The organism is Serratia sp. K-E0102 (genome assembly GCF_029962625.1).
In the GTDB taxonomy this organism is placed as follows: Bacteria; Pseudomonadota; Gammaproteobacteria; order Enterobacterales; family Enterobacteriaceae; genus Serratia; species Serratia sarumanii.
Genome location: NZ_CP124754.1, coordinates 1,890,616 through 1,912,369 on the forward strand (window position 1 = coordinate 1,890,616; position 21,754 = coordinate 1,912,369).

A 21,754-nucleotide genomic window follows, 5' to 3' on the forward strand; every position below is an offset into this window, starting at 1 on the left:
ATCAAGCGCTATTTCCGGCCACCTGCCAAATATGCGGATTGCCGCATACTTTTGCCGGACGGCGCGTGGCGGTTGCTTGAAAACTGCGGCGTTTCTCGTCATGCGGAGATTTAGCATGAAAGTAACACCATGATAAATAAGTTATTGTTATGGCATTCGTTAATATCATGCCCGCAACGCGTCAGGCCTGACTTTTGTCACTATGCTGATTTCTTCATTCGCCGCGCCGAAACGCATCAAGCCGTTAAGCCCACATTCGTTCAGGCTAACGCTATTGGTAACATCTCATTAACTCAGGAGACGCCGATGGCACTTTCTGCGCATATCACCGCTTTGCGGGCGATCGATTCTCATACCGGCGGAGAGCCGACCCGCCTGATCGTGGAAGGTTTTCCCGATCTCGGCGCGGGCAGCATGGCGGAACGGCGGGCGCGCTTCGCGCAACATTATGATGATTGGCGCTGCGCGGTGATGCTCGAACCGCGCGGCAATGACGTGCTGGTGGGGGCGTTGCTGTGCCGACCTTGCTCGCCACAGGCCACCGCCGGGGTGATCTTCTTTAACAACAGCGGCTATCTGGGCATGTGCGGGCACGGCACTATCGGGCTGATCGCTTCGCTGGCGCACCTGGGGCGCATCCACGCCGGGCGCCATCTGATAGAAACCCCGGTCGGCCCGGTAAACGCCACGCTGCACGAGGACGGCAGCGTCACGGTAGAGAACGTGGCGGCTTATCGTTACCGCCGCCAGGTGCGGCTTGAGGTGGCGGGTTACGGGCCGGTGACGGGTGACATCGCCTGGGGCGGCAACTGGTTCTTCCTGATCGGCGAGTCGCCGTTGTCCATCGATAAACAAAATCTGGAGGCGTTGACCGCGTTCACCTGGGCGGTGCGGCAGACGTTGGAACTGGCGGGCATTCACGGTGAAGACGGCGGAGCGATAGACCATATCGAACTGTTCGGTGACGATCCGCAGGCCGACAGCCGCAGCTTCGTGCTGTGCCCCGGTAAAGCCTATGATCGTTCCCCGTGCGGCACCGGCACCAGCGCCAAACTGGCGTGTCTGGCGGCGGACGGCAAACTGCCGCCGAACACGCAGTGGCGGCAGGCCAGCGTGATCGGCAGCGAATTCCAGGCCTATTATCGTTGGAAAGGCGATCGCATCGCCCCCTTTATTCGCGGGCAGGCCTACGTGTGCGCCGATAGCCAGCTGCTGCTCGACGAACGCGATCCCTTCGTCTGGGGAATACGCTGATGGGCGCCGAGCGGGGAGCCGATGTCATCGTGGTCGGCGCCGGCATCATCGGCGCCGCCTGCGCCTGGCGGTTGGCGCGGGAAGGCTATCGCGTCTCGGTGGTGGACGATCGCCGCGCCGGCGCCACCGCCGCCGGCATGGGGCATCTGGTGTGCATGGACGATAATCCGGCCGAGCTGGCGTTGAGCGCTTATTCGCTGCGGTTATGGCGTGAAGTGGCGGGGCGCATGCCGCAAGCGTGTGCCTGGCGCGGCTGCGGAACGCTATGGCTGGCGGATAAAGCGGATGAAATGGCCATCGCCGAGCAAAAGCGGGTGCGGCTGGCGGAGCAGGGCGTGGCCGCGGAATTGCTGACGGCGGAACAGATCGCCGCCATGGAGCCGATGCTGCGGCACGGCCTGGCCGGCGGACTGCGGGTGCCGGGCGACGGCATTCTGTATGCGCCGCTCGCGGCTCGCTGGCTGTTGGCCGACGGTGGTGCGGCAATCGACGTGGTGCACGGCGAAGCGGCAGCGCTGGAAGAGGGAGCCGTGCGGCTGGCGGACGGCAGGCGCCTGGCCGCGCCGGTGGTGCTCCTGGCCTGCGGCCTTGGGGCCAATGGCCTATTGCCGCAGACTTTGCTGCACGCCAAAAAGGGCCATCTGGCGATCACCGATCGCTACCCACCGCGGGTGCGGCATCAACTGGTGGAGTTGGGGTATGGGGCCAGCGCGCATGCCAGCGACGGCACGTCGGTGGCATTCAATGTGCAGGCACGGCCCACCGGGCAATGGCTGATCGGTTCTTCTCGCCAGTTCGGCGCCGTCGATTCGGCGTTGGACATGCCGCTGTTGGCGGCGATGCTTGCGCGTGCGCAGCATTTCTTGCCCGCACTGGCGCAGATGAACATCATTCGCTGCTGGACCGGGCTGCGCGCCGCCTCCGCCGACGGGCTGCCGCTGTTGGGCGCGCATCCACGGTATTCCTGGCTGTGGCTGGCACTGGGGCACGAGGGATTGGGCGTCACGACCGCCCTCGGCAGCGCTGCGCTGATCGCTGCGCAGATCGGCCGGCAAACGCCGGAGATTGACGATTCCCCGTATTTGGCGGCGCGGGCGTTTGCCGCCGAGGAGCTGCCTGTATGAATGAAAGACAAAACACGATCACGTTGAGCATCGATGGCGAGCACCGGCGGGTGCCGGTTGGTCTCAGCGTTGCTGCGGCGCTCAGCCTGTGCGGTGACGATCGTTGTCGGTTGTCTGTTTCACATCAACCGCGCGCTCCCTTTTGCGGCATGGGCGTTTGTCAGGAATGCCGTGTGACCATTAACGGTCTGCGTCGCCTGGCGTGCCAAACGCTGTGCCAAGCCGGCATGCGCATTGAGAGGAGCGATGATGAGTAACTTAGACTGTGAGGTGCTGATCGTCGGTGCCGGGCCGGCCGGCATGGCGGCGGCGCTGGCCGCGGCGGAAAGCGGTGGCCAGGTGCGAATGATTGATGATAATCCGCATCCCGGCGGGCAAATTTGGCGCGATGGGCCACAGGTGGTTTTGCCTGAAACGGCGAACCGCTATCGGCAGGCGGTGGCGACGAAGGAAAATATTGCGCTGCAGCCCGGTTGCAAGCTGGTGGCGCAGTGTGGCGCTAACCGATTGGCATATGAAGACGCCGAAGGCTGCGGCGTGATTCGCTATCAAAAGCTGATTCTATGCAATGGCGCGCGTGAACTTCTGCTGCCGTTCCCCGGCTGGACGCTGCCGGGGGTGACCGGCGCCGGTGGTCTACAGGCGCAAATCAAGCAAGGGCTGGCTATCCGCGGCGAACGAGTGGCGATAGCCGGCAGCGGGCCGCTGCTGTTGGCGGTGGCGAACAGCGTGAAACAGGCCGGAGGCGAGGTGGTGCTGGTGGCTGAGCAGGCGCCGCTTTGGCGGTTGGCGGCGTTCACCGGCGGCCTGTGGCGTTGGCCAGGCAAGCTGCGTCAGGCGTTTTCTCTGATGCCGCATCGTTACCGTGCCGGCAGCCGGGTGCAGGCGGCGTTGGGGCAAGAACGTTTAACCGCGGTGCGCGTCAATAACGGCGGGCGGGAAAGAACGATCGCCTGCGACAGGTTGGCCTGCGGTTTTGGTCTGGTGGCGAACATTGAGTTGGCGATGCTGCTGGGGTGTCGGATAGAACACGACGCCGTAGCGGTGGATCATTGGCAGCAAACCAGCCAGGTGCAAATTTTTGCTGCTGGGGAATGTACCGGCATCGGCGGCAGTGAATTGGCGCTCACCGAGGGCACCATCGCCGGTTATGCTGCCACCGGGCAGCGGGAAAAGGCGGATCGCCTGGCGGCGCAGCGGCGGCGATGGCGGCGTTTCGCCATGGCGGCGGCCAGTGCCTTCGCTCTCGATGAGCGTTTGGATTCGCTGGCCAAACCACAAACGCTGCTGTGCCGCTGTGAAGACGTCATGCTGGAACAGGTGCGTCATCAACCGGATTGGCACACGGCCAAGCTGGGCAGCCGCTGTGGCATGGGGGCATGTCAGGGTAAAGTTTGTGCGACGGCGGCGAGGCAGCTTTTTGGCTGGCCTTTGCCGCCGCCGCGTGTGCCTTTAACGCCGGTCAGAGCGGAAACGTTGGTTGCGCTGGGGCTGCTTGGCGATGACGACGACGGCTGAATGGGTTAGCGGGCATTCCGCACCCGGCAAACGCCGCTATATCACCATTGCGGCCAATAGTAGGTTTTCTCTCGCCAGCCTTTGCCGTACATGCAGGCTTCGATGGTGGCGTCTCGTGCGGACTGATTGCGATCGGTTTGCACTGTTTTAATCGACGGTTCCTTGTCATAGCGGTATCCCGATGGACAGTCTTTCTTATTTTTCTCGCAAGGAATGTATTTGTTTTCGTAGCTGAACTCCACGTCCCGCACCACGTCCGGCGGAAAACGTTCGTAGCCGCGACTGCGGCATTCGGCATATTCGGCATTTCGGGTACTCTCAACCGCGCCGGGCCTTTCCCATTGGGTGCAGGCGGTCAACATCAATAACGGCAAGGCAATCAAACAACGGCAATTCTTCATGGTGTCCCTAACTCTTTCTCTATCCTGAGGCTCGCTGACTAGGAATGTTCCTAACCGGTGAGGTAGGGCAGTGTAATAAACTGGCGCAATAATTGGAAATGATAATGGTTATTGTTTAGGTATGATTGAGGAAGTGCCGCTTTGAGAGAGGATGTGGCGCATTGAGTGAAGTCTGTAGGAAGCGGCGACCTCATGGCGAGGGCAGGCCGATGTGGCGCTGGTTTTATTCATTCTCTTTTTGCCGCAAGGATCCGAGCTTCATTGCATCGTTATGAGTAGAGAAATAATATGCAGGCTAAGTATTTTCTTGGCTGGTTTGAATATTATCTTTATTTAGGATATTTACCCATGCCAAGAATTTAATTCTCGGTATTAATACCCTATTTTTTTATTTCTGTTTTTTTAATGGGGTTTTATTTTCGGATTTTATCCAGAAGAGAATTTTTAGTTACAGGGAATTCATTTGCATTTTAATTTTGGATTTTTTAAATTCAGTTCAGAGGAAGGATAACCGTTCGCGACAGCTACAAAAAAGGAGTTTATTTTGTCAGGGATAAAGAAAACGCCTGAAAGTCATGACGGTTTACCTGCACCATCAGAGGATTATGATACTTTTAAGCACCTCTCCGATGTTGGCTCCGTGTTGGGATATGGGCGAACTCGCTTTTATCAGTGGTGCCGTAGCCGCGGATTTCTAACTCCGATGAACGTTCCGTCTCATGAAATGATCGCCCTGGGATATATGGTGGCGGTGTTATCAGAGACCGGCCATACCCGGGTTTACGTCACGCAGGATGGTTTCAGTTACGTCAGTGGCGCTTTTGCTGCAGATATCCAACGTGGCATGATCAAGTTTTAAATCTGCAATAATCGCCTTTATTTCAATGGCTTTAATGCAGAATCTTCTTATCCCTGCAGGTTCGTGGGAGGAGTGGGAAGTTATCCGATTTTTTCGTCTCTGCGGTATGAATGCTACTGGATACAGCTATTCTCTTGTTACGATAAGCATTATTTTCTTCAGGAGCCAAGGATGAAGCATTACGCCGCGTTGTTATTTGCCTCTGCACTGTTGACGGGATGTGCGACCCAAGCCGTGCCGCCGCAACAGGCTGAGTTGCCCCCCCCAAGCCGTCTGATGCTCTATCAGAATATCCCGGATACGCCTTACGCCACGGTGGTGGTGGTGCGCGACAGCGGAATGCTGGCGGGCAGCTGCCGCACCGGCGTCTATGTGAATGGGGAGTTTGCCGCTTCGCTGGAGGCGAAAGAAAAAGCAGAGTTTCGCGTGCCGCCAGGCAATGTTTCGGTCAGTATCGGGCAAGATATGATCGAGAATCACCTGTGTATTTGGCGTGAGACCGGCGGCAGTATACCGATGACGCTGCGCGCCGGTGAAAGCCGCTATCTGCGTATCGCCGGCGATCGGCAGCGTGGCTTCATTTTGCAGGCGGGGCGACCGTAATCTGCCCTGGCAAGGGCGTTAACGCCCTTGCCACCATCCCCACAGCGTAATGAGTAGCCACGCTGCCGCAATCCAGCACAGTACCGCCGCCCCCAGAGCCAACGACAGCCGCAGACTGTTGATCAGGAAATACAGCGAGATCAAATACACCAGGTAGGGTAGCACCGCCCACATGCCAAAAATCAGCGTGGTTTTCAGCGCCGCAATGGAACGCTCGTTGCCGACAATGTAATGCGCAATCAGGGCGAAAGTGGGAAAGAGCGGGACTAAACCGGCGATATAATAGTTGCGCGTTTTGGCCAACAGGCCGATCAGAACCACGACCAGCGCGCCGATCAGCGCTTTGACAAGGATGGCCATAACGGTCTCGGGTGTGGGGGAAAGTCAACACACTGCCCGAAAGCACGTGCAAGATCAATGGGGTGTGGCGTAGCGCGGTGAAAAGCAGACCCACAAGAAGTGCGGGTCTGGGATGCAACGCTTACTGACGGTAAGCGTGCTTGATTTGCTGAATGCTGTTCTTGAAGATTTCCGCCTGGGTAGGATCTTCAATCTGGGCGATGAAACGTTCCATGTTGATGATGACTTTCCCGGCGTCGGCCTGGCCGATCGACTTCAAGATCAGCGTCAGCGTAGCTTTGAGGCAGGCAACCTCGGTCGCCAAGATTTCCGGGTTTGCAGACGTAGTGAAATCAACGTTGCTCATTTTCTCTCCTGATTTTTTGAGGCCGTAGCCTGATACAAGCTGCTTTGGCGCACCGCGCGCGGGCTAAACGTTGCCCCGCGCGCAGCGGCGAATTTAACTGGGCGCGGAGTATAGCATAGCATGCGTCCGTCATCTGCACCGGGCTTGCTCCGGTCATGCGGGTGGGCAACGTTCGCTCATTGCCATGCTGAATCATCCGCTGTCGGCCAGTTATTTCGAGGTGGTTAACAAGTATTTGTCCGGCACGTTATTGTTGAACAATGGGGGGGATTATAATTATTTGGGCGGGGAACACCGATTTTACCGGCGTTTGCCGAGAATAATAGTTTCGAACGCGGGTTGCCAAACCCACGTTGGCGGCGGATTTTGTTACGCCTTTAAATATCAAATGATTACAAACAGCCAACGGCCGTGTTAATATTATGCATGTCGCGATTGCTTACACAGATTTCTCACGCGCAACATGATTGCCGCGCTATCCTGTGTTTGGTGCAGCGCCGCGCAATTATTTTCGTCGTCCGATCTTTTCCAACGTGACGATTTATCGGCGGCATAGACGGCTAAAATTGAAAAATCAGCTCTGCTCCGCAAAGTTATTCGAAAGTATGTATTAATCTGTGTTCATTCTTGTCTGAAAAACAAGTAATATCTCTGGCGAAAACAGAGGCCGATTGCGTTACTCCCTTTTTTTGGAGATTTTTCCTTGATTAGCGTTCTTCTTGTTGATGACCACGAACTGGTGCGCGCAGGGATACGACGCATTCTTGAAGATATCAAAGGTATAAAAGTTGTCGGTGAGGCTCAGTGCGGTGAAGACGCCGTAAAATGGTGCCGTGGCAACGCTGTCGATATCGTGCTGATGGACATGAATATGCCGGGCATTGGCGGGCTGGAAGCCACGCGCAAGATTGTGCGTTATGCACCCGACGTCAAAGTCATCATGTTGACCATCCATACTGAAAATCCTTTGCCCGCGAAGGTGATGCAGGCGGGTGCCGCCGGTTACCTGAGCAAGGGCGCCGCGCCGCAGGAAGTGATTAACGCCTTGCGTTCCGTGCATGCGGGGCAGCGCTATATCGCGTCTGATATCGCCCAGCAGATGGCCCTGAGTCAGCTGGAGCCGCAGGCTGAAACGCCGTTCAGTTGCCTGTCTGAACGCGAGTTACAGATCATGTTGATGATCACCAAAGGCAAAAAGGTGAATGAGATCTCGGAGCAACTGAGTCTCAGCCCGAAAACGGTGAACAGCTACCGTTACCGCATGTTCAGCAAACTGAATATCAGCGGCGACGTCGAATTGACTCACCTGGCCATCCGACATGGATTGTTCAATGCGGAGACGTTGTTAAGCAGTGAATGACCGTTTTGATGCCAAAGCCTTCCTGAGTACCGTCACCAGCCAGCCCGGCGTCTACCGTATGTACGACGCCACGGGTACGGTGATCTACGTCGGTAAAGCCAAAGACCTGAAAAAGCGTCTCGCCAGCTATTTTAGGCAGCAGGTCAGCAGCCGTAAAACCGAGACGCTGGTTAAAAATATCGCGCAAATAGACGTAACGGTTACCCATACCGAAACAGAAGCGCTGCTGTTGGAACATAACTACATTAAATTGTACCAACCGCGATATAATGTTCTTTTGCGAGACGATAAATCTTACCCACTGATTTTTCTCAGTGCGGATACCCATCCCCGTTTGGCAGTGCACCGCGGCGCCAAACACGCCAAGGGCGAATATTTCGGGCCTTTTCCCAACTCTTACGCCGTACGCGAAACGCTGGCGCTGCTGCAGAAGCTGTTCCCGATCCGCCAGTGCGAAAACAGCGTATATCGCAACCGGTCGCGCCCGTGCCTGCAGTATCAGATCGGCCGCTGTCTGGGGCCTTGTGTTGCCGGCCTGGTGAGCGAAGAAGAATACCGGCAGCAGGTGGACTACGTACGGCTGTTTCTTTCGGGCAAAGATCAGCAGGTATTGCACCAGCTGATTGCGCGTATGGAAGAAGCCAGCAAACTGCTTAATTTCGAAGAGGCGGCGCGCATTCGCGATCAAATTCAGGCCGTGCGCCGCGTCACCGAGCGGCAGTTCGTGTCGGGCGACAGCGACGATCTGGACGTGATCGGCGTGGCGTTCGATGCCGGTATGGCGTGCCTGCACGTGCTGTTCATCCGTCAGGGCAAGGTGCTGGGCAGCCGCAGCTATTTCCCTAAAGTGCCGGGCGGCACGGATATGGGCGAAGTGGTGCAGACCTTTGTCGGTCAGTTCTATCTGCAGGGGAGCCAGGCGCGCACGCTGCCCGGCGAGATCCTGCTGGATTTCAGCCTGCCGGAAAAAGACCTGCTTGCGGAGTCGCTCTCCGAGTTGGCGGGGCGCAAGATCCAAATTCAAAGCAAACCGCGCGGCGACCGCGCCCGTTATCTGAAGCTGGCGCGTACCAACGCGGCAACGGCGTTGACCACCAAGCTTTCGCAACAGTCGACTATTCATCAGCGGCTGGCGGAATTGGCCAAGGTGCTGAACCTGACGGAAATCAACCGCATGGAGTGCTTCGATATCAGCCACACTATGGGCGAACAGACCGTGGCTTCGTGCGTGGTGTTCGACGGTAACGGCCCGGTGCGAGCGGAGTATCGGCGCTACAATATCAGCGGCATCACTCCCGGCGATGACTACGCGGCGATGACGCAGGTGCTGAAGCGCCGTTACGGCAAGGCGCTGGAAGAGAAAAAGATCCCGGATGTCATCTTTATCGACGGCGGTAAAGGGCAGCTCGGCATGGCGATCGACGTCTTCAAATCGCTGAACGTCACCTGGGACAAGAATAAGCCGCTGCTGATTGGTATCGCCAAAGGCGCCGATCGCAAGGCCGGATTGGAAACGTTGTTCTTCGTGCCGGAAGGCGAGGGGATTTCGCTGCCGCCGGATTCGCCGGCGCTGCATGTGATCCAACATATCCGCGACGATTCGCACAATCATGCGATTACCGGCCACCGGCAGAGAAGGGCGAAAGTCAGAAATACCAGCGCATTGGAGCTGATTGAAGGCGTAGGGCCGAAACGGCGCCAGGTGCTGTTGAAGTATATGGGCGGACTGCAACCTTTGTTGAACGCCAGCGTGGAGGAAATTGCAAAAGTGCCGGGTATTTCACAAGCATTGGCAGAAAAGATCTACAATGCATTGAAACACTGAGGGCAATGTAGCAACATACTCTTAATTTCCACTCTAGCCAGATAGTTACCGTAGCATTATGCAATTGAATATACCGACTTGGCTTACCCTGTTTCGCGTAGTTCTGATCCCATTCTTTGTGCTGGCGTTTTATCTGCCGTTCAACTGGGCTCCGATGGTTTGCGCCGTTATCTTTGTGTTCGCCGCCGTCACCGACTGGTTTGACGGCTTTCTGGCACGCCGCTGGAAACAAACGACGCGCTTCGGGGCGTTTTTGGATCCGGTCGCCGACAAAGTGATGGTGGCGGTGGCACTGGTGCTGGTGGCGGAGCACTACCACAGCTGGTGGATCACGCTGCCGGCGGCCACCATGATCGCCCGTGAAATCATCATTTCGTCGCTGCGCGAGTGGATGGCGGAAATTGGCAAGCGCAGTAGCGTGGCGGTATCCTGGATCGGCAAAGTGAAAACCATGGCGCAGATGATGTCGCTGGTGGGTTTGCTGTGGCGGCCGGATCGCTCCGTAGAGTATGTGGCGATTGGCTTGCTGTATATCGCGGCGGTGCTGACTTTCTGGTCGATGTTCCAATATTTGAAAGCGGCGCGCAACGATCTGCTGGAACCGTGATCGATACGCTGCAAAAATCGGCAAACGATCGTGATGAGCCAACAATTTTATTGACTCATCACGTCAGGCAAGTAGAATGCATCGCATCAGACGACAACGATGAATTGCCGAAAGATAGCAAATAAATCAGTCAGTTCTGGTAATGCGGGAATAGCTCAGTTGGTAGAGCGCAACCTTGCCAAGGTTGAGGTCGCGAGTTCGAGCCTCGTTTCCCGCTCCAAACATTATCCTGTTGAATCCCCGTGATTCGGCAGGTAAGCGAAAAGGGGCTTCGGCCCCTTTTTCGTTTTCTATTCCTTTGCCGTCCGGTGAAACCCTTCTTCATCCTGCTACCTCGATTATTGCCACTATATCTGCTGTCGTTTTCATACCCCAGGATGCATCCGTTGCATGGTGCAATCAGGCGCATTTGATTGGGCGCCGTACGGTGCACAATCTGACGTCAGTCTCCAGCCTTGCAGTTGCGTTGGCCGTTCGGGGCAGCGGCACCGGAGATTCATGATAATGTTATGCCTGATATCCCATCACCATAAGCAAGTGAAAAGCCGCAGAGGGCGCGGGTAAGCGATTCCTGCCGAGAAAAAAGATCCGATTTGCCCGTGAATCCCTGAACCGATGCATATAAAATCAACATTCCGCTTGCCTTTCCGTTGGCATTGTGAACAGTGCGCCCACAAAATAAGCAGTTGAAAGCGTTAGAGAACTTTTTGCTATTTCGGGGGGTTGCCAAGGTGGGGGGTTTAGTCCATAATGCAGTCCATCGATTCGGCGGTAACGAAATAAATTACTTAAGAATCAGATGATTAAGATAAGCGATTTCAACATCGCCGATCAAAAGAACAAAACGAAGTGGGTGAATCACCGGCTTTGGCCTGAAAAGGCAAACAGAATAAAGGCGCGTTAACAAAGCGGTTATGTAGCGGATTGCAAATCCGTCCAGTCCGGTTCGACTCCGGAACGCGCCTCCAACTTTCCCGAGCCCGGGTGGTGAAATCGGTAGACACAAGGGATTTAAAATCCCTCGGCTTATGGCTGTGCGGGTTCAAGTCCCGCCCCGGGTACCAGGGAACAAAAATACCGAATAATCAAAGCAATAAGTAGTAATGTCGTAGACCGCCGAGAGGCGGTTTTTTTGTGCCTGAAATTCGCGTTACACCTGTATTCTTCCCTTTTTTGTCATACCACATGCCCATGGATTGTCATCCTGCTTGCAGGGAGCCCCGCAGGGCTCCGCAGTACCAATTATAAGAAACCGAACGCCGCAGCGAGGATCCAGCCGAAGACGCAGGAGACGCTAACGCCGATCAGGCCGGGCAGAATAAAGCTGTGGTTGATCACGAAGCGGCCGATGCGGGTGGTGCCGGAGCGGTCGAACTGGATTGCCGCCAGATCGCTGGGATAGGTTGGCAGAATGTAATAGCCGTAGCAGGCCGGCGCCGAAGCGACGATATAGGCCGGGTTGACGCCGATCGCCAGCGCCACCGGCACCAGTGCCGCCAGCGCGGCGGCCTGCGAGTTGACGAATTTCGACACCAGCAGCAGGATCAGCGCATAGGCCCAGGGGTACTCTTTCACCAGCACGCCCAGCGTGGCTTCGATCTGCGCCAGGTGCGCGCCGAACATGGTTTCCGCCATCCAGGCGACGCCATACACCGCCACAATGGCGATCATGCCGGAGCGGAACACTTCGTTTTTAGAGATAGACGCCGGGTTGGTGCGGGTGATGATGACGATCAGCGCCCCGGCCATCAACATGCACATCTGGATCACCAGGACCATGGAGAGCGGCTTGCCGCCGAAGCTGGGCCGCAGCTCGGAAAATGCCCCCAGCACCGCCACCAGGGCGATGGTAGCGAGGAAAATCCACATGGCGATCCAGTTGCTGCGCGGCAGCACCCGGTCCAGCAAGGTGGCGGCATCGCCATAGACGTAGCGATGGTTCTCCGGCACCGAGATGAACGTCTGGAACTCCGGGTCTTTGTCCAGATCTTTGCCGCGGAACCAGCTGAAGATGCCGATCGCCAGAATGCCGCACAGGGTAGAAGGAATGGTGATCGACAGCAGATCGAGGAATTCCAGATGGCGGCCATTGAAGGTATAGCTGCTGAGCATCGCCACCAGTGAAACGACCGCTACCGAAACCGGGCTGGCGATAATGCCCATCTGCGCGCCGATCGAACTGGCCGCCATCGGCCGTTCCGGGCGGATGTTATTTTTGATCGCCACGTCATAAATGATCGGCAAGATGGTGTACACCACGTGCCCGGTGCCGCACAGAATAGTGAGAATGCAGGTCACGAACGGTGCGATGATCGAGACGTAGCGCGGGTTGCGCCGCAGCATCCGTTCGGCGATTTGCAGCATCACGTCCAGCCCGCCCGAGGCCTGCAGGGTGGCGGAGGCCGCCACCACCGCGATGATCACCAGCATCACGTCTACCGGCGGTTTGCCGGGCTGCAGGTGAAAGCCGAACACCAGGATCATCAACCCGATACCGCCCAGTAACCCCAGCGCAATGCCGCCCTTGCGCGCCCCATACAGCAGGCATGCCAATATAACCGCTAATTGCAGAAAGAAATCCATGATAGATACGCCTTAATAATGTTGAACTTAACTGCGTTCAGTTTCCTGCGGCGGTTACAACAGAAAATTGTTTTAAATCTAAAGGCGCTAAAAAATTGTGGTTATTAACGCTAAAGAGTGATGGTGCTCACACTCAGTGAATCAAGGGGGAAGAAGCCACCAGCACGAAAAAGCAAGCCAACAGGTCAGACCTCTACTATATGAGAGGTTTACTGATCCGAGGAGAAAACCATGGACCCGACAAAAATGACCGGGCTGGCGCTGTTACAGGCTGCAATGGCCGGCAAGATCCCAGCGGCCTCGATCGCTGAAACCGTGCCCATGAAGCCGGTTGCGGTGGAAGAAGGGTATATCCGTATCGTGGCGCGGGCAGACGGGCGCCATCTGAATCCGCTGGGTGGCGTACATGGCGGCTTTGCCGCCACGGTATTGGACTCGGTGACCGGTTGCGCGGTGCACAGTACGCTGGGCGCAGGCGTAGGTTACGGCACCGTCGATCTGCAGGTAAAAATGCTGCGCCCTGTGCCGAAGGAGAGTGACCTGATCGCCGAGGGGCGTCTGGTCTATGCGGCGAAGAGCGTCGCTTTCGCTGAAGGCACGCTCAAAACGGCGGAAGGGAAGCTGCTGGCTTCGGCAACCGCCACTTGTTTTATCATTCGCCCCACCGAACAAGCACCGCAATAACCTGCTCGTTATCGGGCTTCGGGCTATCAACCCGGGGCCCGATGCATTTCTCTTCGGCTGCATAGATTGCTACGCTACGATGACAGGCGCGATACGCCATTGTGGTCTAGTATTCTTGGGTAAAAATTTATCGGAGTGATTATGCAGCCGTATAAAGAGGTTGAGTTTGATCATGAGCTTTGTCTGGCGATCGGCAAAGCCGTATTAGACGTGGTGGCGCAGGGGGAGGAAACCAGCGCTCCGGCGGTGATGAACGCGATTGAGCGGTCGGTGGAACAGGGGTTGAATGACGACGAAACGGCCATCGCCGACGACGCCCTGGATTTGATGGCTCGTCTCGTCCACGGCTTCAGCTTCATAAATCTAGCGGATGAAGAGGATACTTCCCATGCATTGGTTGAATTTCAAACGCTACAAGAGTGACGTTGCCAAACAGGCCGTGCCGCCGCATTTGAATGCGGCTGAATTTGCGCGGCATTACGCCGACAAGCCGCAAGCCGATACGGAAGAGTATCTTTCGCTGAGCGGGGAGATGTGCTGGGATGCGGTGGTGCTGTGCGCCCACCGTTCAGGCGCGCTTAGCAAGGCGAAATACAAGCAGCTGTGGCAGACGGTATTCGATAAGCAATACAAACATTTCGTCAGCCCTGACGATACCGAGATCCGCACCATGGCCGATATGTTGCGCGCGCCGCAGGGATGTTTTATCGGCATATTTTCCCTGCGTGACGCGACGGCGCCCCGTTTGCTGCATGCCATGATCGGCACCGGTGCAGGCTTTGCCGCCGGCAATAAAAATCTTTGCATCGGCGTGGGGGGCGCGGTCGGCTGGGAAAATCTCAATCTGGCGCGCGATCTGCGCTGGCAGCCGGAAGGCGGTTTTTTACGCCAGGGCGACAACGAAGTGCTGCGCATTTTTTACCGGCCTTTCCCCGCCTGAGCCGGTTCGCCCGCTTTTAGAGTAAAAAAACCGCCGTCTGGCGGTTTTTTGTTGGCGGGTATCCCCCTTATTTGAACCCGCCGTTGCGAATGAACTCGAGACCGGCGGCGGTGATCCGCGTTTGATGCGGGTCGATATCATAGTTGTTCTCGTCGATGTCGCTCATCACATAGGCCTGTATCAGGCCCTTGGTTTTGAGATAGGCGAAGGGATCGGCGAAGGCGTGCGGGCTGGTGGCGTCTTGTTTCCACAGTTCATAGGTTTTTTCATCCAGCGTGCCGGGGTGATTGGCGGCCAGCCGGGTCAGGATCTGATTGTAGAACGCATAGTCGGTCATGATGCGGTCCTCTTTATCGCGAGCGACAGTCTCGGAAAATGGCGGTAAGGTCTTTCAATCATAGCCGATGTTTTCCGCCGTCGGCATGGGGTTAGCCGCGTTGGCTTTCAATCCAGTGGAACAGACGTGAAATGCTCAAGGTGATATCACCGATGTTGAAGAGTGCGCCAAGCCACAGGGCGAGCATAACCAGGATGCCGATGATGATGGAAAGATCCATCGTGCTCATGATTATGTTCTTCATTAATAAAGGCGTGCGGCAAAGCGTGCCACCAATCCCGCTTGCCATAAAATGCGCTGCGCATTATTCCTTTTGAAATCAAAGTAAAAAAGCCACCCAAACGGGTGGCTTTTGTGTTTTCGCGCCGATCAATCCAGCTTGGGATGCTGGTCGATCAGGATCTGCTTTTTCTTTTCCAATTCGGCGATCTGAGCGTTGATGTCCTCGACTTTCTGTTCGATGTTGTCGTAGGTCTCCTGCAGCAGCTCTTTCGCTTCTGAGCGATCCGAAGCGGCCGGCGTCGCGCCGCGCAGCGGCTTGTTGGCGGTTTCTTTCATGTACAGACCGGTGATAAGACCGATCACCGCCACAACCATCAGGTAGTAGGCCGGCATGTACAGGTTGCCGGTCGCTTCGACCAGCCAGGCGGCGGCGGTCGGCGTCGCACCGGCGATCAGCACCGAAATATTGAACGAAATTGCCAGCGCGCTGTAACGGATGTGCGTCGGGAACATCGCCGGCAGAATCGAGGCCATCACCCCGGTGAAGGAGTTGAGCAGCACCGCCAGCACCAGCAGACCGACGAAGATCAGGCCAATCACGTTGCTGTTGATCAGAATGAAGCACGGGATCGCCAGCGCCAACAGGCCGATGCTGCCGCCGATAATGAACGGCTTACGGCCGATGCGGTCGCTGGTCAGGCCGATTACCGGCTGTACGAACAGCATGCCGATCATGATGGCGATGATGATCAGAACGCCGTGATCTTCCGAGTAGTGCAGGTTATGCGACAGGTAGCTCGGCATGTAGGTCAGCAGCATGTAATAGGTCACGTTGGTGGAGATGACGATACCGACGCACACCAGCAAACTTTTCCAGTGTTTGGCCGCGATCTCTTTGAACGAGGTTTTCGGCGGATTTTCGATGGCGTTGCGGTCATCTTTTTCCATCTTGTCCACGTGCTGCTGGAACGCCGGGGTTTCTTCCAGCGCATGGCGCAGATAGAGACCGATCAGGCCCAGCGGTGCGGCGATGAAGAACGGGATACGCCAGCCCCAGTCGAGGAAGTTGGCTTCGCCGACGATGCTGGAGATCAGCACCACCACGCCTGCACCCATCACAAAGCCGGCGATGGAGCCGAAGTCTAACCAGCTACCCATAAAACCGCGTTTGCGATCCGGCGAGTATTCGGCGACGAAGATCGCCGCACCGGAATATTCACCGCCGACGGAGAAGCCCTGCGCCAGTTTGGCCAGCAGCAGCAGGATCGGCGCCCAGATGCCGATCGACGCATAGGACGGGATCAGGCCGATACAGAAGGTGCTGACCGCCATAATGATAATGGTGATCGAGAGCACTTTCTGGCGACCGAACTTGTCGCCCATGGCGCCGAAGAACAGGCCGCCGAGCGGACGCACCAGGAAGGGCACGGAGAAGGTCGCCAGCGCGGCGATCATTTGCACGCCGGGAGAGGCGCCGGGGAAGAAGACCTGGCCAAGCGCATAGGCGACAAAGCCGTATACGCCGAAGTCGAACCACTCCATCGCGTTGCCCAGGGCCGCCGCGGTGATCGCCTTCTTGAGTTTGCTGTCATCGATGATGGTGATGTCGTTAATGTGCATCGGTTTATGTCGTTTTTTTCTTAACTTCATATAATCATCCCTTAATGAATTATTCGTTGTTCGTGAAAGCGTAATCTCCGTTCACTGTTGTTTTCGAGTTATCAAATCGGCTAATCGAATCGCGGTTCAAGACGATTCATTATCCACATTTAAGTTGGGATGTGGATCACAAAATACGGCCGTTTATGCCAAGGTTATGTCATTTAGGTGACTAATTATTTTGCATCTATAGCTTAACGTTATATCTTGCGCCGATCAAATCCAGCAGTTTAACTTAAGTGTTTGCACCGATTTGGTGCGAGAATGGTCTAATAATTGTGCGATTTGACGGTTTTTCGTCTGATTAGGAATGTTTGAAGTATAGAGAGTACGGGAGATAAAACAGGAAAAATTGATGTGTTCACCGCTAAAAAATCACCTGGCCGGAGGATGGCCAGGCTGTTTGGTTTAGGGTGCCGACGAACCGCCGAATTCCAGATAGATTTTCGCCAGGTTCTGGTACTGCGCGAAGCGGTTCTCGTCCATCGCCAGTTCCGCCTGACGGCGCTGCTCCTGAGCATTTAGCCAGTCGGTAATGGTGACGGCGCCCTGCCGGTAACGTACCTCGTTCAGCCGCTCCGATTTGCGCGCCAATGCCAGCGAGGCCTGCAGCTGCGTCTCTTGCGCCCGCAGCTGTGCGCGCAGCGACAGGACGTTATTCACATCGCCCATCGCCTTGTACAGCGCCTGCCTGAATTCCAGCACCTGCTGTTCGTAGTCGTTACGGGCGATCTTGATATCCACCCCCATTTGCCGCCATTGCAGGAACGGCAGCGTCAGGCCGGCACCGAGGCTGCCCGTCGGGTTGCGCAGGAACTCCAGCAGCGCGCTGCTGCTGGCGCCCAGCGAACCGGTCAGGCTGAACGCGGGATAGTACTGCAGACGTTTCTCGTCGACGTTGGCCAGGGCGGCGCGCAACCGCAGCTCTTTGGCGCTGAGATCCGGGCGCCGGCTCAAGACGCTGGCGGGAATGCCGGTGTTGATCTGCGGCATCGCCGTCGTCGGCAGGCGTGCGGGCGCTATGGTGGCCTGGCCTGAAGGCGCGCCCAGCAGCACCGCCTGTTCATTCAGCGCCTGTTGACGATCGTGTTGCAACGCCAGCAGCCGGCTTTCCTGCGTCAGCACGTTTTGTTCCGCGTTCACCACGTCCAGCGCCGAGATGCTGCCGGCCCGGTAGCGGGCGTTGGCCAGCCGCAGCGTCTGTTTGGCGTAGGCGATGCTCGCCTGGCTGACGCCGATCTGCTGATTGAGGAAGCCGATGCGCCAGTAATTCGTGGCGGCGTTGGCCAGCAGCGTCAGACGCGCCGTCTGCAGATCCTGCTCGGAAGCCTGGCTGGCCCACTCGGCGGCATCGCGCTGGCGCGCCAGTTTGCCCCAAAGGTCGACTTCATAGCTCGTAGAGAGCGTCGCGCCGCTGGTTTTATTCCAGGCGGAGGACTCCGACAGCGGGCGATTGATGCCGCTGTTCAACGAGGCGTTGACGTCGGGGGCGGTACTGATGCCGACGCGTTCCGCCTCGAGCCGCGCACGGTAGACGCGCAGCACGGCGACGGCCAGATCGTTGTTGCTGGCCATCACCTGTTGCAGCCAGCGATCGAGCTCGGGATCGTGGAAATCGCGCCAGTCGAACGGCGTCGGCGCGGCGTTGTCGGCGGCGTGCTGCCAGCTCGTCGGATAGTTGACCTGCGGCGCCCGGTAGTCGCTTTTCAGGGCATTGCCGCAGCCGGCGGTGAGCAGTGCGGCGAGGCTTAACGCCAGGGGAGATAAAATTTTCATGGGTTACTCGCTGGCCAATGAAACGACCGGATCCATCCTTGCCGCTTTGCGGGCGGGGAGATAACCGAAGATCATGCCGATTAAGGTTGAACAGAAAAACGCCGTCGCGGCGGCTTGCCAGGAATAGATGGCGGTGAACATGCCGCCCGCCAGCGAGGTGAACAGCGACCCGGCGGCGAACGACAGTGCGATGCCCAATGCGCCGCCGATCAAACAGACCAGCACCGCCTCGATCATGAACTGTTGCATGATGTCGCCGCGCCTTGCGCCGACCGCCATGCGCACGCCGATCTCATGGGTGCGCTCGGTCACCGAGACCAGCATGATGTTCATCACGCCCAGGCTGCCGATCACCAGCGAGATCGAGGCCACCATCAGGATCAGCAAACTGAGCGTCATCGAGGTGCGCTCGATCGATTTACGGAACTGATCGCGGTTGAACGTCATGAAATCTTTTACGCCATGGCGCTGAGTCAGCAACTGCGTGATGGCGCTGACGGCGGCTTCGCTGGCGACGTCATCCTTCAAGCGCACGGTGATGCCGCTGAGCGTGGTTTTGCCGACCATACGGTACATCACCGTGCTGTAAGGCATCCAGACGCTGATGCGGTTGGGCGCGTAGCTGTGTTCGCTTTTGGCGACGCCGACCACCCGTGCCGGCACCGAGCCGAGAAACACGATCTGGCCGAGCGGCTCGACGCCGAAATCGCCGAACAGCGCCTGGCGCGCATTGTCGTCGATGATCACTTCCTGCAGCGCGTTGCGATCGTCGCGGAAGGTGGCGCCTTGCACCAGCGTGATGCCGTTGACGCGGAAATAGTCGCGGCCGACGCCGGTGATTGACGCGGTGGCGGATTTGCTGCGAAAACGGATGCTGTCGGACGCGCTGACTTCCGGGCTGACGCTGTCGACGAAGCTTTGCTGCGCCAGCGCGTCGGCATCGGCCGGCACCAGGGTGCGGATGCTGTCGATGGCGTCGTCGAAGAAGTCACGCCCCGGATAGATGCTCACCACGTTGGTGCCGAGCCCCTTGATATTCTCCAGCGTGCGCTGTTTGGCGCCTTCGCCCAGCGCGACTACCGTGACCACGGCGGCGATGCCGAAGATAATGCCGGTCATGGTCAACGCGGTGCGCAGGCGGTGGGCGTTCATCGCCTTCAGCGCCATGTGCAGCGACTCGCGGGTGCGGTCGATAAGACTTTGCCAGCCGCTTTGCCGGCTGCGGTTCGGCGGCGGTAGCGCGACGGCGGGTGCCGATTGGCGGCCGCTGTCAGCGATGATTTTGCCGTCTTGCAGTTCGATGACGCGCTGCGCATGTTGCGCCACTTTCATATCGTGGGTGACGATCACCACGGTGTGGCCGCGTTGGTTCAGCTCGCTGAGGATCGCCAGCACTTCCTGGCCGGATTGGGTGTCCAGCGCGCCGGTCGGTTCGTCCGCCAGGATAATTTCGCCGCCGTTGATCAGCGAGCGCGCGATGCTGACGCGCTGCTGCTGGCCGCCGGAAAGCTGGCCGGGCTTGTGGTCTTCGCGCCCCTCCAGGCCCAACCGCGCCAGCAGTTGCGCCGCTCGCTGCCGCCGCTGATCGCGCCGGGCGTTGGCGTAGATAGCCGGAATTTCAACGTTGCCCAGCGCGCTGAGATCGGGCATCAGGTGGTAACGCTGGAAGATAAAGCCGATATGCTCGCGGCGCAGGCGAGCCAGTTCGTCCGGCGACAGGTGGGCGGCGTTCTGGCCGCTGATGTAGTAGTCGCCGCGATCCGGCACATCGAGGCAGCCCATGATGTTCATCAGCGTCGATTTGCCGGAACCGGAGGCGCCGATGATAGCCACCAGTTCGCCGGCGGCGATGGTCAAATCGATGTCTTTCAACACCGTCAGCGCCTGGCCGCCGTTGGTGTAGGTTCGGCTGATGCCTTTTAGCTCGATGATCGCGTTCACAGGAAGATGCCATCCTCAGCCGGCTTGGCGGCGGGCTGCGACAGCACCACGGTTTCACCGGCTTTCAGGCCGCTGAGGATCTGAATGTCGACGTTGTTGGTGATGCCGGTGGTCACTTTGCGCATTTCCAACCGCTGGTCTTGGGTCAGCACCTGCACCTGCTGCTCTTTGCCATCGATTTTATGCACTGCCTGGATCGGCACCAGCAGGGTGTGCTTCGCTTCGCCGAGCAGCAAGGACACCTGTGCGGTCATGGCGATGCGCAGGCGGTTTTCCGGGTTGGGCACGTCCAGCAGCGCGTTGTAATAGACCGACGCGTTCGAGGTGCCGGAGCCCGAAGCGGAGCTGGTGCCGGCGAGCGAGTCGTCTTTCATTACCGATTCCGGTGCCAGTTCGATGGTGCGCAGCGTGGCGTCGTAGCGTTTATCCGGATCGGAGAAAATGGTGAAGTACGCCTTTTGCCCCGGTGAAATGCGGGTGATGTCGGCTTCGGAGATCTGCGCCTTGATGGTCATCATATCCAGCCGCGCCAGCTTGACGATGGTCGGCGCGCTTTGGCTGGAGTTGACCGTTTGCCCCTGCTGCGTAACCACGGCGATGACGATGCCGTCCATCGGCGCGACCACGCGGGTATAGCCCAGATCGATTTTTTTCTTGTCGACTTCAATCTGCGCCTGCACCAGGCGGGCATTGAGCGAAAGCTGCTCGGCGCGGGTGGTGGCGAGCGTGGCTTCGGCGGTTTCGAAGTCCTCCCGCGAGCTGGCTTCGTCGTTCAGCATGCGGCGCTGGCGTTTGAAACGCGACTCGGCCTGTTTCAGCTGCGCTTGTTTGGCCAGCAGTTCGGCCTTGATGACGTTCAGCGCCGCCTCGGCGTTGCGCAGATCGTTGCGCTGTTGCAGATCGTCGATGTCGGCGATCGGTTGCCCTTTGGTGACGCGATCGCCCAGTTTGACCTTCAGCGATTTCACTTCACCGGAGACCCGCGCCCCGACGTTAACGCGTTCGACGGCATCCAGTCGCCCGGTGGCCAGCACGGCGTTCTCGATATCGCCCAGGCGGGCCGTTGCGGTAACGTAATCCTGCTGCGGCGGGCGTTGCCAATAGAGGGCCAGCGCGATGGCGACGCAGATGAAAATGATGACGGCGATCAACGTCAGACGACGGGGTGTGAGTTTCAGTGAAGTCATGCCCAGGTTTTCCATAACGATAAAAGCGGCGGTTCCAGTCTGCCATCATGGCAGCGCCAGCTTGAACTGGCGCTAAACGTGAGGCGCTTTCCCGCTGGAAAGGGGATAGTAAAGGCTTTCCCGCTAAAGATCACGGCGAGTTATTATCCTTCGGGGTGCAACCGGCTG

22 protein-coding genes and 3 tRNA genes are annotated in these 21,754 nt (G+C 57.7%); 15 read left to right on the forward strand and 10 right to left on the reverse strand.

Features of this window, described 5'->3' with window-relative positions; all coding sequences use genetic code 11:
- Positions 1 to 306: 306 nt before the first annotated feature.
- From SSARUM2_RS08990 to SSARUM2_RS09005, 4 genes are read left to right on the forward strand one after another with little or no spacing between them, the layout of a single operon-like run.
- Positions 307 to 1,254, forward strand: a complete 948-nt coding sequence (locus tag SSARUM2_RS08990) for a 4-hydroxyproline epimerase (RefSeq protein WP_060453021.1) — start codon at positions 307 to 309, stop codon at positions 1,252 to 1,254.
- A complete protein-coding gene (locus tag SSARUM2_RS08995; RefSeq protein WP_060418427.1) occupies positions 1,254 to 2,378 on the forward strand; it encodes an FAD-dependent oxidoreductase in 1,125 nt (374 codons plus the stop codon). Before SSARUM2_RS08990 ends, SSARUM2_RS08995 begins: the two co-directional genes overlap by 1 nt.
- Entirely contained in the window at positions 2,375 to 2,635 is a 261-nt protein-coding gene (locus SSARUM2_RS09000) for a (2Fe-2S)-binding protein (protein WP_033637952.1), read from the forward strand. The genes SSARUM2_RS08995 and SSARUM2_RS09000 overlap by 4 nt, the downstream gene beginning before the upstream one ends.
- Positions 2,628 to 3,896 carry an FAD/NAD(P)-binding oxidoreductase gene (locus SSARUM2_RS09005; protein WP_060438847.1) on the forward strand — a complete coding sequence of 423 codons (1,269 nt, stop codon included), beginning with the start codon at positions 2,628 to 2,630 and terminating at the stop codon, positions 3,894 to 3,896. Before SSARUM2_RS09000 ends, SSARUM2_RS09005 begins: the two co-directional genes overlap by 8 nt.
- A gap of 41 nt (positions 3,897 to 3,937) precedes the next feature.
- On the opposite strand, the gene SSARUM2_RS09010 is transcribed toward SSARUM2_RS09005, so the two are convergent.
- Positions 3,938 to 4,297 (reverse strand): hypothetical protein, encoded by a 360-nt coding sequence (locus SSARUM2_RS09010; RefSeq protein ID WP_033637955.1) that lies wholly within the window; start codon positions 4,295 to 4,297, stop codon positions 3,938 to 3,940.
- A gap of 544 nt (positions 4,298 to 4,841) precedes the next feature.
- Here SSARUM2_RS09010 and SSARUM2_RS09015 point away from each other — a divergent pair.
- Both SSARUM2_RS09015 and SSARUM2_RS09020 read left to right on the forward strand, forming a co-directional pair.
- Complete coding sequence (locus SSARUM2_RS09015; protein WP_033637956.1) at positions 4,842 to 5,156, forward strand: hypothetical protein; 315 nt, start codon at positions 4,842 to 4,844, stop codon at positions 5,154 to 5,156.
- A 171-nt stretch (positions 5,157 to 5,327) separates the two neighbouring features.
- On the forward strand, positions 5,328 to 5,759 hold the full coding sequence (locus SSARUM2_RS09020; protein WP_033654185.1) for a hypothetical protein: 432 nt from the start codon (positions 5,328 to 5,330) through the stop codon (positions 5,757 to 5,759).
- A gap of 18 nt (positions 5,760 to 5,777) precedes the next feature.
- Here SSARUM2_RS09020 and SSARUM2_RS09025 read toward each other — a convergent pair whose 3' ends face one another.
- Together SSARUM2_RS09025 and SSARUM2_RS09030 are read right to left on the reverse strand one after the other, a co-directional pair.
- Complete coding sequence (locus SSARUM2_RS09025) at positions 5,778 to 6,119, reverse strand: GlpM family protein (protein WP_033637958.1); 342 nt, start codon at positions 6,117 to 6,119, stop codon at positions 5,778 to 5,780.
- 121 nt (positions 6,120 to 6,240) lie between these two features.
- Positions 6,241 to 6,465 carry a DUF2594 family protein gene (locus SSARUM2_RS09030; protein ID WP_004927950.1) on the reverse strand — a complete coding sequence of 75 codons (225 nt, stop codon included), beginning with the start codon at positions 6,463 to 6,465 and terminating at the stop codon, positions 6,241 to 6,243.
- 703 nt (positions 6,466 to 7,168) lie between these two features.
- On the opposite strand from SSARUM2_RS09030, the gene uvrY reads away from it, so the two are divergent.
- The 6 genes from uvrY (at position 7,169) to SSARUM2_RS09060 (ending at position 11,321) form a co-directional block, all read left to right on the forward strand.
- A complete protein-coding gene (gene uvrY, locus SSARUM2_RS09035; RefSeq protein WP_004927947.1) occupies positions 7,169 to 7,825 on the forward strand; it encodes a UvrY/SirA/GacA family response regulator transcription factor in 657 nt (218 codons plus the stop codon).
- A complete protein-coding gene (gene uvrC / locus SSARUM2_RS09040; protein WP_033637959.1) occupies positions 7,818 to 9,650 on the forward strand; it encodes an excinuclease ABC subunit UvrC in 1,833 nt (610 codons plus the stop codon). The genes uvrY and uvrC overlap by 8 nt, the downstream gene beginning before the upstream one ends.
- A gap of 58 nt (positions 9,651 to 9,708) precedes the next feature.
- The gene (gene pgsA, locus SSARUM2_RS09045) at positions 9,709 to 10,257 is read left to right on the forward strand and encodes a CDP-diacylglycerol--glycerol-3-phosphate 3-phosphatidyltransferase (protein WP_033637960.1); all 549 of its coding nucleotides are present in this window, start codon (positions 9,709 to 9,711) and stop codon (positions 10,255 to 10,257) included.
- A gap of 144 nt (positions 10,258 to 10,401) precedes the next feature.
- Positions 10,402 to 10,477 (forward strand) — tRNA-Gly (locus SSARUM2_RS09050).
- 674 nt (positions 10,478 to 11,151) lie between these two features.
- Positions 11,152 to 11,225 (forward strand) — tRNA-Cys (locus SSARUM2_RS09055).
- Between the two features lie 10 nt (positions 11,226 to 11,235).
- Positions 11,236 to 11,321: transfer RNA gene (locus SSARUM2_RS09060), tRNA-Leu, on the forward strand.
- A 178-nt stretch (positions 11,322 to 11,499) separates the two neighbouring features.
- On the opposite strand, the gene SSARUM2_RS09065 is transcribed toward SSARUM2_RS09060, so the two are convergent.
- Positions 11,500 to 12,840 carry an anaerobic C4-dicarboxylate transporter gene (locus tag SSARUM2_RS09065; protein ID WP_060438846.1) on the reverse strand — a complete coding sequence of 447 codons (1,341 nt, stop codon included), beginning with the start codon at positions 12,838 to 12,840 and terminating at the stop codon, positions 11,500 to 11,502.
- A gap of 231 nt (positions 12,841 to 13,071) precedes the next feature.
- Here SSARUM2_RS09065 and SSARUM2_RS09070 point away from each other — a divergent pair, with 231 nt between their 5' ends.
- The 3 genes from SSARUM2_RS09070 (at position 13,072) to SSARUM2_RS09080 (ending at position 14,464) form a co-directional block, all read left to right on the forward strand.
- Complete coding sequence (locus SSARUM2_RS09070) at positions 13,072 to 13,524, forward strand: PaaI family thioesterase (RefSeq protein WP_060438845.1); 453 nt, start codon at positions 13,072 to 13,074, stop codon at positions 13,522 to 13,524.
- A gap of 141 nt (positions 13,525 to 13,665) precedes the next feature.
- Entirely contained in the window at positions 13,666 to 13,947 is a 282-nt protein-coding gene (locus SSARUM2_RS09075; protein WP_033638003.1) for a hypothetical protein, read from the forward strand.
- Positions 13,913 to 14,464 (forward strand): hypothetical protein, encoded by a 552-nt coding sequence (locus SSARUM2_RS09080; RefSeq protein WP_033638004.1) that lies wholly within the window; start codon positions 13,913 to 13,915, stop codon positions 14,462 to 14,464. The genes SSARUM2_RS09075 and SSARUM2_RS09080 overlap by 35 nt, the downstream gene beginning before the upstream one ends.
- 67 nt (positions 14,465 to 14,531) lie before the next feature.
- On the opposite strand, the gene SSARUM2_RS09085 is transcribed toward SSARUM2_RS09080, so the two are convergent.
- From SSARUM2_RS09085 to SSARUM2_RS09110, 6 genes are all read right to left on the reverse strand, one after another.
- Positions 14,532 to 14,801 carry a hypothetical protein gene (locus SSARUM2_RS09085; protein ID WP_033646469.1) on the reverse strand — a complete coding sequence of 90 codons (270 nt, stop codon included), beginning with the start codon at positions 14,799 to 14,801 and terminating at the stop codon, positions 14,532 to 14,534.
- Between the two features lie 91 nt (positions 14,802 to 14,892).
- Positions 14,893 to 15,030: a hypothetical protein gene (locus SSARUM2_RS09090; RefSeq protein WP_162062229.1), complete on the reverse strand. Its 138-nt coding sequence runs from the start codon at positions 15,028 to 15,030 to the stop codon at positions 14,893 to 14,895.
- 140 nt (positions 15,031 to 15,170) lie between these two features.
- Positions 15,171 to 16,673 carry a glycine betaine/L-proline transporter ProP gene (gene proP, locus SSARUM2_RS09095; protein ID WP_033638006.1) on the reverse strand — a complete coding sequence of 501 codons (1,503 nt, stop codon included), beginning with the start codon at positions 16,671 to 16,673 and terminating at the stop codon, positions 15,171 to 15,173.
- Between the two features lie 417 nt (positions 16,674 to 17,090).
- Positions 17,091 to 18,458 (reverse strand): efflux transporter outer membrane subunit, encoded by a 1,368-nt coding sequence (locus SSARUM2_RS09100; protein WP_060438844.1) that lies wholly within the window; start codon positions 18,456 to 18,458, stop codon positions 17,091 to 17,093.
- Positions 18,459 to 18,461: 3 nt separating this feature from the next.
- Positions 18,462 to 20,399, reverse strand: a complete 1,938-nt coding sequence (locus SSARUM2_RS09105) for a MacB family efflux pump subunit (RefSeq protein WP_033646466.1) — start codon at positions 20,397 to 20,399, stop codon at positions 18,462 to 18,464.
- The gene (locus SSARUM2_RS09110) at positions 20,396 to 21,601 is read right to left on the reverse strand and encodes an efflux RND transporter periplasmic adaptor subunit (RefSeq protein ID WP_080437570.1); all 1,206 of its coding nucleotides are present in this window, start codon (positions 21,599 to 21,601) and stop codon (positions 20,396 to 20,398) included. The genes SSARUM2_RS09105 and SSARUM2_RS09110 overlap by 4 nt, the downstream gene beginning before the upstream one ends.
- Positions 21,602 to 21,754: the final 153 nt, after the last annotated feature.

Excerpts from the sequence above, each read along its gene's own strand:
- SSARUM2_RS08990 (WP_060453021.1), top strand. The coding sequence starts at position 307 with ATGGCACTTTCTGCGCATATCACCGCTTTGCGGGCGATCGATTCTCAT.
- SSARUM2_RS08995 (WP_060418427.1), top strand. The coding sequence starts at position 1,254 with ATGGGCGCCGAGCGGGGAGCCGATGTCATCGTGGTCGGCGCCGGCATC.
- SSARUM2_RS09000 (WP_033637952.1), top strand. The coding sequence starts at position 2,375 with ATGAATGAAAGACAAAACACGATCACGTTGAGCATCGATGGCGAGCAC.
- SSARUM2_RS09005 (WP_060438847.1), top strand. The coding sequence starts at position 2,628 with ATGAGTAACTTAGACTGTGAGGTGCTGATCGTCGGTGCCGGGCCGGCC.
- SSARUM2_RS09010 (WP_033637955.1), bottom strand. The coding sequence starts at position 4,297 with ATGAAGAATTGCCGTTGTTTGATTGCCTTGCCGTTATTGATGTTGACC.
- SSARUM2_RS09020 (WP_033654185.1), top strand. The coding sequence starts at position 5,328 with ATGAAGCATTACGCCGCGTTGTTATTTGCCTCTGCACTGTTGACGGGA.
- SSARUM2_RS09025 (WP_033637958.1), bottom strand. The coding sequence starts at position 6,119 with ATGGCCATCCTTGTCAAAGCGCTGATCGGCGCGCTGGTCGTGGTTCTG.
- SSARUM2_RS09030 (WP_004927950.1), bottom strand. The coding sequence starts at position 6,465 with ATGAGCAACGTTGATTTCACTACGTCTGCAAACCCGGAAATCTTGGCG.
- pgsA (WP_033637960.1), top strand. The coding sequence starts at position 9,709 with ATGCAATTGAATATACCGACTTGGCTTACCCTGTTTCGCGTAGTTCTG.
- SSARUM2_RS09065 (WP_060438846.1), bottom strand. The coding sequence starts at position 12,840 with ATGGATTTCTTTCTGCAATTAGCGGTTATATTGGCATGCCTGCTGTAT.
- SSARUM2_RS09070 (WP_060438845.1), top strand. The coding sequence starts at position 13,072 with ATGGACCCGACAAAAATGACCGGGCTGGCGCTGTTACAGGCTGCAATG.
- SSARUM2_RS09075 (WP_033638003.1), top strand. The coding sequence starts at position 13,666 with ATGCAGCCGTATAAAGAGGTTGAGTTTGATCATGAGCTTTGTCTGGCG.
- SSARUM2_RS09080 (WP_033638004.1), top strand. The coding sequence starts at position 13,913 with ATGCATTGGTTGAATTTCAAACGCTACAAGAGTGACGTTGCCAAACAG.
- SSARUM2_RS09085 (WP_033646469.1), bottom strand. The coding sequence starts at position 14,801 with ATGACCGACTATGCGTTCTACAATCAGATCCTGACCCGGCTGGCCGCC.
- SSARUM2_RS09090 (WP_162062229.1), bottom strand. The coding sequence starts at position 15,030 with ATGAGCACGATGGATCTTTCCATCATCATCGGCATCCTGGTTATGCTC.
- proP (WP_033638006.1), bottom strand. The coding sequence starts at position 16,673 with ATGAAGTTAAGAAAAAAACGACATAAACCGATGCACATTAACGACATC.
- SSARUM2_RS09100 (WP_060438844.1), bottom strand. The coding sequence starts at position 18,458 with ATGAAAATTTTATCTCCCCTGGCGTTAAGCCTCGCCGCACTGCTCACC.
- SSARUM2_RS09110 (WP_080437570.1), bottom strand. The coding sequence starts at position 21,601 with ATGGAAAACCTGGGCATGACTTCACTGAAACTCACACCCCGTCGTCTG.